Source organism: Nitrosospira sp. CT (genome assembly GCF_059489795.1).
In genome coordinates this window covers 48287-64654 of sequence record NZ_JCAHZJ010000057.1, presented here as the reverse complement: position 1 = coordinate 64654, position 16368 = coordinate 48287, and the positions used below count along the sequence as shown (strand labels likewise).

Annotated in this window: 13 protein-coding genes; 5 read left to right on the top strand and 8 right to left on the bottom strand. The window is 53.5% G+C overall.

Annotated features, from left to right (window positions below):
• Nucleotides 1-122: 122 nt before the first annotated feature.
• The 4 genes from AC52W5_RS09440 to AC52W5_RS09425 form a co-directional block, all read right to left on the bottom strand.
• Nucleotides 123-1049, bottom strand: coding sequence for a D-hexose-6-phosphate mutarotase (locus tag AC52W5_RS09440; protein WP_495670814.1), 927 nt, complete (start codon nucleotides 1047-1049; stop codon nucleotides 123-125).
• A gap of 111 nt (nucleotides 1050-1160) precedes the next feature.
• Complete coding sequence (locus tag AC52W5_RS09435) at nucleotides 1161-1598, bottom strand: DUF3293 domain-containing protein (RefSeq protein WP_074975269.1); 438 nt, start codon at nucleotides 1596-1598, stop codon at nucleotides 1161-1163.
• Between the two features lie 114 nt (nucleotides 1599-1712).
• Nucleotides 1713-2276, bottom strand: a complete 564-nt coding sequence (locus AC52W5_RS09430) for a sugar O-acetyltransferase (protein ID WP_495670813.1) — start codon at nucleotides 2274-2276, stop codon at nucleotides 1713-1715.
• A gap of 77 nt (nucleotides 2277-2353) precedes the next feature.
• Entirely contained in the window at nucleotides 2354-2731 is a 378-nt protein-coding gene (locus AC52W5_RS09425; protein WP_074975268.1) for a winged helix-turn-helix transcriptional regulator, read from the bottom strand.
• 242 nt (nucleotides 2732-2973) lie between these two features.
• Here AC52W5_RS09425 and AC52W5_RS09420 point away from each other — a divergent pair, with 242 nt between their 5' ends.
• From AC52W5_RS09420 to ahr, 4 genes are all read left to right on the top strand, one after another.
• Entirely contained in the window at nucleotides 2974-3552 is a 579-nt protein-coding gene (locus tag AC52W5_RS09420) for a hypothetical protein (RefSeq protein ID WP_041352450.1), read from the top strand.
• Nucleotides 3553-4329: 777 nt separating this feature from the next.
• Nucleotides 4330-4545, top strand: a complete 216-nt coding sequence (locus AC52W5_RS09415; RefSeq protein WP_143104351.1) for a hypothetical protein — start codon at nucleotides 4330-4332, stop codon at nucleotides 4543-4545.
• Between the two features lie 2 nt (nucleotides 4546-4547).
• On the top strand, nucleotides 4548-6005 hold the full coding sequence (locus tag AC52W5_RS09410; RefSeq protein ID WP_495670812.1) for a patatin-like phospholipase family protein: 1458 nt from the start codon (nucleotides 4548-4550) through the stop codon (nucleotides 6003-6005).
• Nucleotides 6006-6060: 55 nt separating this feature from the next.
• Nucleotides 6061-7101 carry an NADPH-dependent aldehyde reductase Ahr gene (ahr, locus tag AC52W5_RS09405; protein WP_495670811.1) on the top strand — a complete coding sequence of 347 codons (1041 nt, stop codon included), beginning with the start codon at nucleotides 6061-6063 and terminating at the stop codon, nucleotides 7099-7101.
• Here the strand turns inward: ahr and AC52W5_RS09400 are convergent, their stop codons facing one another.
• From AC52W5_RS09400 to AC52W5_RS09390, 3 genes are all read right to left on the bottom strand, one after another.
• A complete protein-coding gene (locus AC52W5_RS09400) occupies nucleotides 7102-8112 on the bottom strand; it encodes a 2-hydroxyacid dehydrogenase (RefSeq protein WP_495670810.1) in 1011 nt (336 codons plus the stop codon). It abuts the gene before it with no gap.
• A gap of 180 nt (nucleotides 8113-8292) precedes the next feature.
• On the bottom strand, nucleotides 8293-8517 hold the full coding sequence (locus AC52W5_RS09395; RefSeq protein WP_074975225.1) for a GDCCVxC domain-containing (seleno)protein: 225 nt from the start codon (nucleotides 8515-8517) through the stop codon (nucleotides 8293-8295).
• Between the two features lie 59 nt (nucleotides 8518-8576).
• Complete coding sequence (locus AC52W5_RS09390; RefSeq protein WP_495670809.1) at nucleotides 8577-8849, bottom strand: hypothetical protein; 273 nt, start codon at nucleotides 8847-8849, stop codon at nucleotides 8577-8579.
• Nucleotides 8850-9015: 166 nt separating this feature from the next.
• Here AC52W5_RS09390 and glgX point away from each other — a divergent pair, with 166 nt between their 5' ends.
• Complete coding sequence (gene glgX / locus AC52W5_RS09385; RefSeq protein ID WP_495670808.1) at nucleotides 9016-11121, top strand: glycogen debranching protein GlgX; 2106 nt, start codon at nucleotides 9016-9018, stop codon at nucleotides 11119-11121.
• A 37-nt stretch (nucleotides 11122-11158) separates the two neighbouring features.
• Here the strand turns inward: glgX and AC52W5_RS09380 are convergent, their stop codons facing one another.
• Nucleotides 11159-16354, bottom strand: a complete 5196-nt coding sequence (locus AC52W5_RS09380) for a malto-oligosyltrehalose synthase (protein ID WP_495670807.1) — start codon at nucleotides 16352-16354, stop codon at nucleotides 11159-11161.
• Between the last annotated feature and the right edge of the window lie 14 nt (nucleotides 16355-16368).

Genomic DNA, 16368 nt, shown 5'->3' with positions numbered 1-16368 from the left:
TAGTGTCGGGCGGAGCCGACCTACTGATAAATTATGGCCTGGTTTATAGCCTTTAACAATTTGACGGGTATTTGACGGGCTAGGTCCCTATCTCCTTGACGCGTACACAAAGCAGTACTTAATTAAGCTGCCGGTTTCAGCTCGGGAATATTCCGCTCTATCAAGTAGTTTGCAGCTACTCTGCATTCCCCGCCGGGAGCAATTTCCACTACTTCTGACCCAGCGTTCGCGGTTTCAACGCAAACAAAGCGTTCGTAGTCGTCATCCTTCAGGTCGCCCATCTGGGCAGAAATTTTCGCCCAGGGGTTCCATACGACAGCAGTCCTGCTGTCGCTCGCTCGAATACGAATCCGGCGATCATAAGCAATATCGTCGATCACCAGCTCTTTCTGCACATCCTGGTAAATGCGATCGACTTCGGAATTGATCGTTATCGCACCCGCCTGGGTTTTTTGAGCGTAATTGTCGACTTTATCGAGATATACCCCTCCCTCGAGACCGAGAATGGTGACCTGATCGATATGTCCCACCTTGAAGTAGGTATGCAGAGCCTGCGTGATTGAAAAAGGCGCGGTATCTTTATTTCGCGTGATCAATTCAAGATTCAGCGATTCTCCTACTGTCACTTCGAGATCCAGATTGAACGCATGCGGCCAGATAGCCCTTGTTTCCGCTGTGTCGGTCAAACCAAGCGTCACCTTGCTATCGCCATTTCCAGTGGTTTCCGTTTTAATGACGTTCCAGAGCCGGTTACGCACAAAACCATGTACAGGACGCCCTTGCTGTTCCGGATCCGGGCCGAACCAGGGCCAGCAGATGGGAGCACCGCCCTTAATACCTTTACCTGCCTCATAATATGCAGCTTCGCTCAGGAACATCAGGTTCTGCTCATTTGCAGGCTGAAAAGACAATACCTGCCCCCCATAAACAGAGATTACTGCGCTGCCCTTGGTATTATCGACCATGATAAAGGGGAATCCTCCTGCCCCCTCCATGAATTTGACCTGCCCGTCGATCCCATGGTTTTTATTCAACTCTTCTATATTCATTTCATTCCTTATTCGCTTCTGGAGATGCCCTGTAGAAGAGGATCATAATGGCACCTGAACGTTTTGTCATCAACAGCTGTTTATACTGATCGACCTGCTGACGCAGGTCGATCAGCGAAGCAGAATGAGCCTTGGAATTGCTTCAGTACCTATCCAGACAACCGCATTTTGCCCGAATTCCTTTCCAAGCGCCTTAGTTGTCTCCAGATTCAGTCCGAGCACGAGAAAGCTTTTTTCCGCCGCCCACGCTCCGGCAGGATCGATGCCTTCGCCTTCGATAATCTGGCTCTGCCTGGCCACATACCGATCAAGGCTCTTCCGGAGATCCAGACATGCCTTCATGTTCATTTCATGACTTTCCGCCGCACCGAAGGGATTGCAGGCGGTGATGAATGCGGCACACCGATGGCCAGATGCTGCTAAAAGCCTTGCCAGGGGCTCGGAATACTGGTCCACATGCAATGTTATTGCCTCATGGCCTAAGCCCGCCCGATAGTAAGCCGAGCGATAGACATAAATGAGATCATCAGGGATTTCAGTGTATGACATGGTATCTCCGGCGAAGCTTCCCATTCCCAAGCCTTTATGAGTACTACATTTACCGATGTGGGTAGGCAGGGTAAGTGACAAGCTAGTGGCAAGCTGTGCAGGAAGAGTTTCTTCTTACGAAAGGTGATGTATCACCCTGCAAGGATTTCCTGCAGCGAAAACGTTTGCGGGAATATTTCTGGTAACAGTGCTTCCCGATCCGATCGTCGTGCCCCGTCCGATCGTAACACCGGGATTGATGATCGTTCCACCGCCAATCCAGACGCTGTCTTCCACGGTAATGGGTTTAGCGGCTTCCAAGCCGGTATCACGGTCCTTAGCCGCAAGGGGGTGGGTTGCAGTATAGATCTGCACCGCCGGGCCTAGAAAGACATTATGCCCCATGATGACCTGCGCGCAATCCAGCACGATGCAATTGAAGTTGGCGTAGAAGTTATCCCCTACCACGAGGTTGTAACCGTAGTCGCAATAAAACGGCGGCTCGATATGGAGGTTTGACCCCGATGTTCCGAGCAGTTCCCTCAAAATTGCAGATCGTTTTTCGGTCTCGTCCGGAAGGCTGTCATTGAAAGTCTTCGCTAATCTTCTGGCACGCTTTCTTTCCTCGACCAGCAGTCGATCGCTGGAGCGATAGAGTTCCCCACTCAGCATTTTCTGCTTTTCGGTCTTATCAATCATGCCATCTATTTAATAGCGTTTGAAGAAGCTGCAGAAAGAAAGCTTTCTCGAGGAAACACCCGGCACTGCCACTCCAGTCAGGTTTCGGACATTCTATCGGTATGTTGCAAGGAGCATGGCTGTTTATTGCTCTCGGGGTCATACTTGGCGCCCCAGTGAATGAGCGCATGAAGAGCCGGGGACAAATCCTTTCCTTTTTCCGTGAGCGTATAAATGACTCTTCTTGCATTAAGGGGATCACGCTGCCTTGAAATGATATTGCACTCCTCCAGCTTTTTCAGACGATCTGAAAGAATATTGGATGCAATTTTTTCGGGTGAAGCGAGAAAATCCCGGAAATGCTGCTTGCCCTTGAACAGTATGTCGCGAATAACAAGCAAAGTCCATTTGTCACCCAGTATATCCAGTGCGCAGCTAACGGGACAGGAAGAACGCTTGTTCTGGTCTTTAATCATGCTCACATTATGTTTGATTTTTCCGATACGATTCATTTATTATACTTTCAATATGCAACCAAATACGAGGATTGAGACTCTATCTGTGGTTGCTAATACAATTTTTTTCAGCTCGGAACGGCTTTATTTCTCATATGGCTCAGATAATCCGTTATAGCTCGTCCAGGGAAGGTTACGGCTTTTTGAATGGACGATATGAGGCTGAAAGGCAGCGACAAGCAAATACAAATCAAGAGGAGTAGATGATGAAGCAAGCGATACAAGCCGGTACCTCGATTCTTGTCCTGGTAGCAACGTTGTACAGCGGTTCGGCGACCGCTCACGGAAAAGTCTCGATGGAGGAAGATAGCTGCATGCGACGGCTTGGCGACAGCAGCATGGTTCATTTAAGCGCCTATCAGCCGCAGTATGAGCCTGCAGATCAATACTGCACCGAAATTCCCAAAGGAGGAAACACGTTTCTGGTGGTTGACCTGGTGGATCCCGCATTACGGGATATTCCCATCGGAATGCGAATTGTAAGAGGAAGCAATGAAACAGAAGATGAAACGGTATCTTATGTCAGGCCCAGCTATCACCCCGATGGAGTGATCAAGGGGGAAACCGCCCTGGACAAGGGGGAGTATACGGTTTTCATAACCGGTGAGGCAGTACCTCCCGTGCGCTACGAATATCCGTTGCGCGTAGAAATGATCAATTACGCAAAAACTTTTCGCGCCGCGGTCGGACCGATGATAGCCGCTCTGCTGCTGACTTTGCTTGGTTACAAGATCATGCAGTCCAAGCGGGTGAGGCAATGGAGATCTTCTCGCGGGTCATAGGCACCCAGAGCCCTAGCGATAAGGGCTGGCCTTTGCCGCACATTCCGCCATGGCATGGAGGATTTTGAACCCACGCTTCCATGCCTGCTCGTCGACTAGCTGACTAAATCAGCAGTTGAGCCTTATGGAGGCCCCGTCGCTTCTCTTCCTTTATAAGCAAAAATTCAGTGCAGACTTCAGTGGAGACGAATGCTTGCTGATCAGATTGCAAGCATTGGTTTTTTCTCTGCCTCCCGAACTGAAGAATGACTTTGCTTCACTCCTCTTAGGCATCCTCCGGATACCCTCCCTGAAGGCATCAACCTGATTCGATGGGCTTATGGCCCGGGGCCAGGCCAGAACCTGACCGCTTTCTCTTTCTATTCAGAAAAAGCAGGATAGGGGCCGGATTTGGCGGAAGCTGGTCGATCAACAAATTCCGCTCGCAGAATAACATCATAACATCATGAGGACGTGCTGGAGCAGAACCCGTTTTCAAGAACGCGGCCAAGTCTCCGGTCATGCACAGGAAAGTATCTTTCAAGCTCAAATCGTGGCCTGCCACCATTCCCCTCGCTTCCCCTGGCAAATGCCGTCTAATCCTTATAGTCTCTGAACCAAAGCCCCTGTATCATCTATGATGCGGAAAATGAGAAGAAAATGGCGGGAGAAAATGGGACAGTAAACGATATATCTTCTCTCAGATTTTTAATACCTGTTCCTCGATACGTTAATAAAGGCACTCCCGAAGACTTGAATTTCCGCATAACTCCAATCTACTTGAAAGGAATAAGTCGTGTGGAGTTCGTAATAGTTAGCTACCCAACTCGGAGGCCGGTATATGTCGACGGCGATCTGTCCGGCTATACCAATGAAGTCCTGCAGATGGATGCGGGCACGCATAAATTTACCCTGGCCCCTCCCGAAGACTGCGACCCCATCTTTTGCGAGGTCATGGTTAAGGGAACCACTGTCCTGCTTCCCATGAAAATTGCCTTTATCAGGAAATGGTAGGTATGAGTATCCGACTTCGCACATGCATGGCTGTGCTTGCTGGAGCCTTATCCTTATTGTTGGCCGGATGTGGCTCCTTTCAGGTAAATCCGCCCTTGGCCAGGTACGATCCTTCCTCAGGTTACCGTTTCGAAAAACTGGAGCCAGGAAGCAATAGCGATAAACTGTTTGTCATTCTGGTTTTCTCGGGAGGCGGTACCCGGGCGGCGGCTTTATCTTATGGAGTGCTGGAGGCTCTCCGCGACACTCAAATCCAATGGGAAAACCGGAGAATATCGCTGCTGGATGAAGTGGATGTAATTTCGTCGATATCCGGGGGAAGCTTTCCTGCAGCCTATTACGCCCTGTATGGGTTACGGATTTTCGACGAATTCCCGAATCGCTTCCTCTACAGATCCATCCAATCCGAATTGATTGACTCGACGTTGACTCCAGCAGGACTGTTGAAGCTCGGCGGGGCGAGCTTCGGGCGCAGTGACCTGGCGGCGGAGTTTTACGACCGGGAGGTATTTGGAGCAGGCACCTATGCGGAAGTAATTGCCCGGGGTCGCCGACCTTTTGTGATCCTGAATGCCACGGATATGACGACGGGGACCCAATTTCCCTTTACCCAAGACCAGTTTGACCTTTTATGCTCCGACCTGTCAGGAATTTCACTGGGGCGGGCAGCAGCCGCATCCTCGGCATATCCGGGAGGACTTACGCCCCTCACTTTTCAAAACTATGCGGGCAAATGCGGCTACCATCAGCCTGAATGGGTGGATCTTGCCGTTCGGGATCATAAATCGCGCATTAATATACGTCGGGCCGCACGCGCGGAAAACAGGCTTTCGTATACCGATACCGAACACAACCCGCGTAAATACATCCACTTGACCGACGGCGGCGTGGCCGACAATATCGGGCTGCGGGAACCGCTCACGGCGATCAACAGTTTAAATAATTCCTGGAGCGTGCTTCGCCTGATAAATCAGAAGAAAGTGGACAAACTGGTGGTAATCGTAGTGAATGCGGGCACAAACCCCACTACCCGCCGGGATCAGACTCCAGAGGTTCCCGGGCTCGTTGATACCCTGACTGCCGCGGCCGTGGTCCCGTTGGGCAATTATTCATTCGATACCCTTGAATTGTTGCGGCAGACGGTAAACGAGTTCAACGAATCGATGCGACTGGTATCCGGATGCAAGGAATTGGCTGCCAACAAAGGCCCGCGATGCGAGTTGGATATCCCCGTACCGCACCAGATTGAATTCTTTCCGATCGAGGTGGCGTTTGAATATATCGAAGCCGCCGACGAGCGAAACTGGTTCAAAAATCTTCCTACCACTCTGGAATTGCCCCGGGGAACGGTAGATAAACTACGGAAGGTCGGGCAACAAATACTCAACGAAGATCCCGAGTTCAAAAGACTGATGGAAGCGTTGCATGGATGCATCGCCCTTGCAGGACAGCGTTGCTGATGGAAAAATTCCATGGAATCACATCGCAGCTCACCTGAAAAGAAAAGGAAAGAATATGACGAAGATTCTTGGATTCGCGGCACACGGCCCAAAACAGAAACTCGAACCATTCACCTATGACGCCGGACCTCTCGCGCCGGAGGAAGTGGAAATCGCAGTGGAGCATTGCGGTCTTTGTCATTCCGACCTTTCAATATTGAATAACGACTGGGGTATCACCCAGTATCCGATTATTCCCGGACACGAAGCCATTGGTCGGGTCGTTGCGATGGGTGAACAAGCGAAGGGATTGCAAATCGGGCAGCGGGTAGGGGTTGGCTGGAATGCCGGTAGTTGTATGCACTGCCATGAATGCATGACCGGTGATCACAATCTTTGTGCAAAAGCCACCGCGACAATCATCGGGCATTATGGGGGGTTTGCCGACAAAGTGCGAGCGCACTGGGCGTGGGCGATTCCCATACCTGAGAAGCTTGAAAGTTCCTCCGCAGGCCCGTTACTCTGCGGAGGGATTACTGTATTTGCGCCCCTTGCGGCCCATGTAAAACCGACCGATCATGTAGGTGTCGTCGGTATTGGCGGCCTTGGTCATCTGGCCCTGCAATTTGCGAATGCCTGGGGTTGTGAAGTTACGGCCTTCTCTTCCAATCCCTCAAAGGCGGAAGAAATGCGCACCCTCGGCGCTCATCGTGTTCTCTCCAGCCGTAAGAGCGACGAAATTCGCTCGGTAGCACGCTCGCTCGACTTTCTGCTGGTGACCGTCAATGTCCCGCTTGACTGGGCATTGCTGCTCCAGACGCTGAAACCGAAAGGACGCATGCATCTCGTTGGCGCAGTGCTCGAACCCCTGCCCATCCCCGCTTTCGAGCTTCTGAGTGGACAGAAGAGCATTTCCGGGTCACCCACTGGCGGCCCTGCGATAATATCGGATATGCTGGATTTTGCCGCCCGTCACGGCATTCGGCCCCAGGTAGAGCGTTTTCCCATGAACAGGGTCAATGAAGCGATTGCGCATCTGGCTGCCGGAAAGGCGCGCTACCGCATAGTCTTGGATGCGAATTTTAATCTGGAGCAGTCAGGAAGTACGAATGCATGATCAGCCGCTTCTTAGCAATTCAACCGTCACTTCATTCGAACACGATCCATCGCGTTCAAATTCCGTAATGTTACGCAGCGTGGTCTGCGCAATGCTCGATAGTGCTTCAGCGGTAAAGAATCCCTGATGTCCCGTTATCAACACATTCGGGAACGTGAGCAGACGTACGAACAGATCATCCTGTATCACCTGGCCGGTTAAATCCTGAAAGAACAAGTCACCTTCCTGCTCATATACATCCAGTCCCAGATATCCGATTCTCGAGGATTTCAATCCGACAATCACTGCTCGTGTGTCGATAACAGCTCCACGGCTTGTGTTGATGAGCATCACACCCTGCTTCATTTGCTCAATCGCGGCGGCATCGATCAACCGGTGCGTTTGCGGATTGAGCGGGCAATGCAGCGTGATGATGTCGCTCTCCCCATAGAGCATTTCCAGCGGAACATATTCGACGCCCAGTTCAACGCATGCGGAATTCGGCTGCAGGTCGTAAGCAACCAGGCGGCAACCGAAGCCGCGCAGTATCTGCGCAACTGCGGTACCAATGCGCCCGGTGCCGATAATACCGACAGTTTTATTGCGCATTTCAAAGCCAAGCAGACCTTGCAAGGCAAAATTACCGTTGCGCACACGATTATAGGCTTGGTGAAGACGGCGATTGAGCGCAAGCATCAGCGCGACTGTATGCTCGGCAACCGAGTGCGGCGAATAGGCGGGTACCCGCACCACACGGACTCCAAACGCGTTGGCCGCGTTAATATCAACATTATTGAAACCCGCACAGCGAAGTGCAATGAGACGAGTGCCCTGCGCTGCCAGCGTTTCCAGCACTCTATTGTCCAACGTGTCGTTGACAAATACGCACACGACGGGGAAACCTGTCACCATCTGCCGCGTTTCTTCGGATAGGTGGGACTCGAAAAATACCAATTCATGATGAGCATCACGATTGGCAGCCAGTAAAAATTGGCAGTCGTAGGATTGAGCGCTGCAAACGGCAACTTTCATTGGTTTCCTGCCTGCTTGTCTCTTCTTCGGGATGTTGAAATCCGATTTGGAACTCTTTTCCAAATCATATATACCATCAGCTTAGCTCTTCCAGGCATTATCTGAAAAAACTTTACCGATTTTACCGATAATAGCGCTGGGTTCACCCTTCGACAGACTCAGGACAAGCTCTTCGGCAAGCTAAGGGGAGGATGGACAGCACGCCTGCATCTGAACCGGAGGGCATTTAATGGACCCGAAGGAACAAAAGACGCAGCAATCACCCGGACGAGGCCGCAACAGTACCTTGCAGCCTTCGCATTCATAATAAAACTGGCAGGCGTCAACTGGCATGATCTCTCGCTTGACGTACTTACAGTAAGGACATGTCAGTTCCGATTTCAGAAGAGGTGTGTTATTCGTCAAAAGAATTCCCGGGAGTGGTAAAAAATTGTGGCATCATGCCCTCCAGTTTACTGCCGCTTCTACTGCTTCGCTTCCTCCGCCATCTGACGGTGAGACTCCGCCATCCTCCTGTTTTCCTCCGCAGCTTCCTCATAGATGTGAGCGAGTGCCTGAGCATGCTCTTCCACATCAATGGTTTTCCTGCCATAGTAATATCCGTGCTTCCGATATTCGGTCAGACACCTTTTCTGCTCATCTGCCCTCGCCTGCATGGATTCCGCTGCAGCTTGGTAGTGTCGAGCCAGGGCATAATGGTCTTCACTGGTTTTTGCGCTCTGAATGGCACTCGTCATATCCATGGGATGTGGATTGACGTGGGCACAGGATATGAGAGTCAGGGCTGTTAGAATTATGAAACACCACCGAATTTTCATGGACTACCTCACTGTTGGCTTGGTCCAAAAATAATATAGCATTGTAAGTTATAGCAGTATTCCGCAATTTCATGCAGGTACCCGAATGAAAATCTGGCCAGGCACACCCTACCCTCTGGGTGCGACATACGATGGAGCGGGAACCAATTTCTCCCTGTTTTCGGAGGCGGCGGAACGCGTCGAACTGTGCCTGTTCGATGAAGCCGGTCGCGAAACCAGGGTGAATTTGCCCGAGGTGACAGGATACTGCTGGCACGGCTACCTGCCTGGCGTAGAGCCTGGACAGCGTTATGGTTTTCGGGTGCATGGTCCGTGGGCGCCGGAGCAAGGCAACCGCTGTAATCCCGCGAAGCTGCTGCTCGATCCATATGCAAAAGGGATCGATGGCGACATTACCTGGGATGAATCTGTATTCCCCTATCTTTTCGATGATCGCGATGCACGGAATGACAAGGATAGCGCGCCTTTCATGCCCCGCAGCATCGTTCATCAACCGTTTTTCGATTGGTCCGGCGATCGTCAACTCCAGCGCCCGTGGCACGAAACAGTCATTTACGAGTTGCATGTCAAGGGCTTCACGGCACAACATCCGGACATACCCCCTGAACTGCGGGGCACTTATGCGGGTCTTGCACACTCCGCCTCCATCGAGTATCTGAAACAGCTTGGGGTCACTGCTGTCGAGCTGCTGCCAGTGCATTACTTTGTGCAGGACAAACATCTCCTGGATCAGGGTTTGCGCAACTACTGGGGTTATAACTCCATTGCCTATTTTGCTCCCCATAGCGCCTACGCCGCAGACAAGCGTCCGGGGGCCGCGAGTGCCGAATTCAAGCAAATGGTCAAGGCTCTGCATCAAGCCGACATAGAGGTTATCCTCGATGTGGTGTACAACCACACTGCGGAAGGCAACGATCTCGGGCCAGTGTTATGCCTGAAGGGAATCGACAACGCCTATTATTACCAGCTTATGGAGGATCGGCGTTACTACAGGGATTACACAGGCACAGGCAACTGCCTCAATATGAGGCAGCCGCATGTGCTGCAACTGATCATGGATTCGCTTCGCTATTGGGTGCTGGAAATGCACGTCGATGGCTTCCGCTTCGATCTTGCATCCGCGCTCGCACGCGAACTGCATGAAGTGCAAATGCTGAGTGCATTTTTCAACATTATCCAGCAGGATCCTGTTACAAATCAGGTCAAGCTGATCGCGGAACCCTGGGATCTGGGAGAAGGCGGTTACCAGGTGGGGAAATTCCCGTCAGGCTGGTCTGAATGGAACGGCAAGTACCGAGATTGTATTCGGAATTTCTGGCGCACTCAGGAACCTACTTTAAGTGAATTCGCTTACCGCTTTACCGGAAGCTCAGACCTTTACGAGGGGAATTCGCGTCATCCTTTTGCAAGCATCAATTTTGTCACCTCGCACGATGGTTTCACGCTGCGTGATCTGGTGTCTTACAACGAAAAACACAACCTCTCCAACGGCGAGGATAACAGGGATGGCACAGACGACAACCGTTCCTGGAATTGCGGTGTCGAGGGGCCTACGGATGACACGGAAGTGCTTACGCTTCGCGCCCGGCAGCGGCGCAATTTCCTGGCTACCCTGATATTGTCACAGGGTGTGCCCATGTTGCTCGCAGGGGATGAATCGGGTCGCACCCAGCAGGGAAACAATAATGCGTACTGCCAGGACAATGAAATTTCCTGGGTGGATTGGGGGAAGGTGGATACCGGTTTACAGGAATTTGCCAGGCGCCTTGTTCGTTTTCGCCATGATCACCCGGTCTTCCGCCGGCGACGGTGGTTTCAGGGTCAACCTATCCACGGCGGGGGCCAAGATGATATTGCGTGGTTCAATTACATGGGAGAACAGGCGAGCGAGGAATTATGGGGGGATGGGGGAATTCAAAGCCTGGGAATTTTTCTCAACGGAGACAGTTTCCCGAATCCCAATGCTCGAGGGGAGCCGGTGAAGGATGACAGCTTCTACCTGATTTTCAACGCGCATTTCGAGGCGATCGATTTCGTTCTGCCCCCAAACCACTGGGGGCTACGCTGGTTGAAAATACTCGACACCAACGAGGGCTGGGTAGAGAATACAGCAGATAAGCCCGGGCTCGAAGCTGGGTCTGCTTTGGCAGTCGCACCCCGGTCACTGGTGCTTTTGCAGCGGCAGGCGTGAAACTCATCCAGGATGAGCCTCTGCAAATATCCCCACTTCATCCCGTTGTCTGCTCGAAAGGGGATAGCAACGCATAAGGAAACGTCCCGAAAAGAGGAGCCAGTCCAAACCTCCTGCACGCCTCCTCCGTCCTCTGCGCGGCAAGAATCTCGCCAGTCAACACATTGACCCACTTCTCGCGCAACTCGTCTGAAGGCAGTTCCACCCAGGTGTCGGTCCAGATGGATTTGCCGACGGGGAACCTGTGTTGTTCTCCGATAAGCCTGCCGAGCAATCGCGGTACGGCAACAACAAGAATTTCATTTTCCCGACGCCGTGCAAACACGCATACGTGCTCGCTACAGTCCCCATGCGCTTTTAGCGGCAGGTAGTCGCCCTCGCGGAAAAGCTGTTCGTGCTCCCGGCGGAACGTGAGGGCTTTCCAGGTCAGATAGAGCTTAATTCGGCCGTCCCGAAGGTTCTCCATCAGATGCTGGGCGCAGGCACCAGGGCCTTCTTCAGCATGCATCGAGCGGATGGCCTGCAAGGACCTGCGGCGAGCCGTATAATCCACAGGACGCCTGTTGTCCGGATCCACGAGACTGAAATCCCAAGTTTCGTTGCCCTGGTAGATGTCGGGTACTCCTGGTGACGTAAGTTTGAGTAGCACTTGTGACAAGCTGTTGAAGGCGCCCACCCATGCAACCCGCTGCTGGAAAGCCAGAAAGTCGCGCAGGAACAGATTGTTGGGCTGCTCGGAGAGAAGCGCATGCACGAAGTCCTGCATTGCTGCCTCATATTCGCTATCAGGGTTGATCCAGGAGCTGCTCACCTTCGCTTCTCGCGCGGCCTTGCGCATATAGGCAACTACGCGGTCGGACAGCGCTGCCAGTTCCTCGCCGTGCGGTGCGTCAAAAGGCCATATGCCCAGCAATATCTGGTATAGCAGGTACTCGTCATTGCGGCTCGGCGCACAAGTGTTGCCCAACTCCCGGCGGCTGCTGCGATTGAGCCTGTTCCATCGTTTAAGAGCTCGTGCCCACTGATCGGGTATTTCGGAGAGAACACTTATGCGCGCACGTACATCTTCCGACCGCTTACTGTCGTGACTTGAAGTGGACAGCATGGCATGCGGCCAATGGCTCGCTCGCTCCTGATTTTCCCGGTGAAACGCTGCGAGCGACACACCGAACCGTTGCGGCTCATTGCCGACCTCGTTGAGCGATACCAGACGGTTATACTGGTAGAAGGTCGTATCCTCCATTGCCTTGGCCATTACCGGGCTGGTGTACTGTTGAAACTTCATGGCGAAGGCACATATGGCGTTTTTGTATGCTTCGCTTTGACCCCTGGCGTGCCGACCCAGCAACACCTCCCGCACGAAATCGAAAATGGTGGTGTCAACGGCCTGGCTGCGCTTCTTGGCTACCTCAACCGCCCAGTCGATGTAGCGGACATCATCAGCAGAACTTTCGCAATCGGATACATAAGTACGATAGACAGGAAAGTTGGCGATAACCTGGGCGAGAGCACTGCGCTGGCTGTTGAAGGTAAAATCGCACGTGCGGCGATCCCCTTTGGCAATACGTGCCAATTGTATAGCCAGTACCTGAAGCTCACCTACCAGTGCGCTTTCCATGATCAAGTGTTTGTTCGCTCGTATCATTGCGCCGAGGTCCAAACGTGTCCGAATAAAGCGCTCATAAATACGGGTGAAATGGTCGGCAGCGCCAGTGTCGACAAAAAGGCCAGAGCAAACCGCGGCAAAGTCGTATCCGGTAGTGCCGTGGATGGGCCAACTTTTTGGAAGATGTTCATGGGAGGCGAGTATTTTCTCCGCCACGATGTAGATCGGCTTGGCTCCCTCCTTCATCGTTCCCGGAAACAATGCTGCGGCGGCCATTGCCTGCAGACGCTCGAAGTATTCCTTGGGCGCGTACAAGCCATCCGGATGATCGATGCGTAAGCCGCTCACATACCCGCGCGCGATCAGTTCGCGAACCAGGTGGTGCGTGCTTTCGAACACTTCCGGGTTGTCCATGCGCAGCGCCGCCAGATCGTTGATATCGAAGAAGCGGCGGTAATTGATCTCGTCCGCTGCAGCACGCCAGAAAGCCAGACGGTAGGCCTGGAGGCTCAGCAGTTCATGCAGAAGATCGAAGCTCCTGGGTCCCTCCCCCGGCGCGTCCCCGTTGAAAACGGACACATTCTCCTGAACGAATTGGGCAATGTCTGCGCTCATCACGAGCAGTGAAGCCAGATGGCGTTTGTGTATCTCCTTGTCGCGCGCTCGTTCGGTGATCGCATCGGGGGAAACGCGGTCGCGCAGTGGCAGATGGTTAAACGCCGTGACCAGAGACTGGAGTTCCAGAAACTCCGGGTGCTGCTCCCCCAGTCGCATCTCGAGCCGTCCCAGATCGTGACCAAGAATACGGGGATATTCACGCGGGTCTACGGGAAACCGGTGCTCATGATAAAAAACACTGAAGGAGCCTTGTTCGAGGTCGAACACAAGCTTGAGCTCGCCCTTCTCCAGAATCGCGCCATAGTGATCGCCCAGAACAGGCAGCAGCACCTGGCCCGGCAGGTGCTCTCCCATCACATACCAGTCAATGTCAAAATAGCTGGCAAAGCGGGACGCCGGACCATTTTCCAGTACATCCAGCCACCATTCGTTATCAGACCCAGTGATGGACATGTGATTGGGAACCACATCCATGATCTGGCTCATTCCATGGCGTTTCAAGGCAGCAGCAAACCGTTCGAAGTCCCGCGCGCTCGTGATCTCCGGATTGAGCCTGCCATGGTCGGTCACGTCGTAACCGTGGGCGCTGCCGGGGCGCGCTTTGAGGAGCGGCGAAAGATAGCAATGACTGATACCCAGCTCATCCAGGTACGGGATCAGTTCCGTTGCCTGCCTCAGATTGAAGTCCCGATTCAACTGCAAGCGGTAAGTTGCCCGGGGAATCTGCGCTTGTACGTCCTGCGCGACTTCGCCCTCTGAGGAGGTGGGCGCTTGCGATAAGGGACGCTCCCGGCGCAATGCCAGCATTATTCCCTGCAGCCAGGCGCTTCCCTGCCACTCCTCCAGATTGAGGGGCAGTTTGAGACGCCAGGATGGGTAAGTGTCTCCTGTTGCACCGGGCAGATTCGGTTGCTCAAGTACCCCGAAGCCATCTTCGAGTTGCAGCAGCAGAAGTTTCGACGGTGCACGGGCCAGATAGGTGTACACTGCTGCCGCGAGTTCCGCCGTCATTTCCGGGAAGCCGACCTGATGAAGCCCCCCTCTCGACGGCAATACGCCTTCACTCTCCAATGCCACCAGAAGCTGTGCGCGGTCAGCCGCGCGCTCCACGATTTGCCTGTTCCGCATCTCATCCTCGGGAAACAGATTGTGACGGTCGCGCAAATCAATATCGAGCCCTTGCCAGAATCCCGCCAGCGTCGGAAGGTCGTGGGTCGTTACTGCCACTACGGCATTTGCCGGGTACTCCTGCGGCGGCTTCAACTGCCCGTCGTCGCGCCGCTCGAAATATAACAACCGTGTGGACATAACGTTTGCGGGATGCAAAGCTTCGCGTACTTCCGGCGGTACTGTCCCTAAATCTTCACCTACCACCAGGCAGCGGTTGCGCTGGCTCTCCAGTGCCAGAATGCCCAGCATATCTTCAAAGGGATAGCGTATGTACGCGCCCTCCATTGCGGGCAGCCCGCGCACGACCCAGAACAGGCGGCGCAGGCCCATTACGTGATCTATACGCAACGAGCCGCTGTCCCGCATGTTGGCACGCAGAACTTCAATGAAAGGTGCATAAGCGGATGCAGTGAGCTGATGAGGAATCCAGGGCGGCAGGCCCCAGTTCTGCCCCAGACGGTTGAAGTCATCGGGTGGTGCCCCTGCACTGGCTTCAAGTGCGTAAAGTTCACGGCGGGACCACGTTGCCCCGCCACCTTCCGCTACCCCGATCGCCAGATCGAACATTAAACCAATGTTGAGACCAACTTCCCATGAGCGTGTGCCGACCGCTCCCAATTGCAGGGAAACCTGCCACTGCAGATATTCGAAATATTCCACGCGATCAAGATGAGCTTCGCAGAATGCGGCCACTTCCGGAGCTGCAGGATCACGGTATGCCTTGGGCCATACGCGCCACCCCCATACAGAGCTGTCCCCTGTCCGAAAATATTCCTGAAGTGCCTCGAACAGCGCCTGCTTGCGAAGAATTTCGCCGTGCTCTGCCTGGAAAGCACGAAAAGCACGCGCACGACCAGTATTTTGCGCCAGATGGGTACTACGGAAATGCCGGTACAGGCAGACGAGGACTTCCGATTTCGCCTCCGCAATACTTCTATAATCCACCTGTTCGGTAGCACGAAGCGCGCGCAGCCGCGCCTGGAATTCCGGCGCGAGCACTATGGAGCGTGCTTCCTCGCATCCCGCAAATTCGGGTATGGCTTCCACATCCAGGTAAAGCGGGTTGAACCAGGTGCGGCTGGAGGGACTGTAGGGACTGGTGTGTTCCGGAGCATCGGGAAATAACGCATGAAGCGGGTTGAGCAGCAGCGTGCTTCCCCCCGCGCTGGCATAGAATTCGACCAGGCGCCGAAGATCGCTGAAATCCCCGATGCCATAATTGCGCTGGGAACGAATACCATATAACTGGAGGGCTGGACCCCACACCCGCCTCTCACCTTCGATACCTGGCGGCCAATAACAAATGGCAGGAGCCACAATAAACGGCATTTCAGCCAGAGCGAGGCCATCGCTCTTTTCGATGGAAAGCCGGTGGTACCCTGGTTCCACAGGGAGATCCAGCACCAGAATTCGCCGCACGAATTCCTGAGCGCTAGGATTATCGAAACTGTCGAACCCGCCGGGAGCGGTGAAGCGATAACGCTCGACTTCCTCCAAGCCGTCAGGAATAAATTCATCATGGTCTTCGACTCCGGATTCCCTGCACAACCGCCAGTGATGGACTCCTTTGCCCTCGGCAGCGGGTAGCGCGACTGCAATGCGATAGGGTCGCATCCACTCCCGCACCACTTGTACGGGCGGCAACACATGCTCCCATTTGCGCCTTATAAAAGTGTGCAGGGACGCTGAAATTTCCTCTTCCGTGGCCGCTGCAACCCCCATTGCTCTGAGTAGAGCGCGCTTTGCGTCCTCAGAAGTGTGGCGGGTATTTCCCCAGATATCGCTGTAGCAGGGTAGCACGCCATATAATTCGCACAGCTGGTCAAGTGGATTGCTCATGCTTCTCCCTAGGA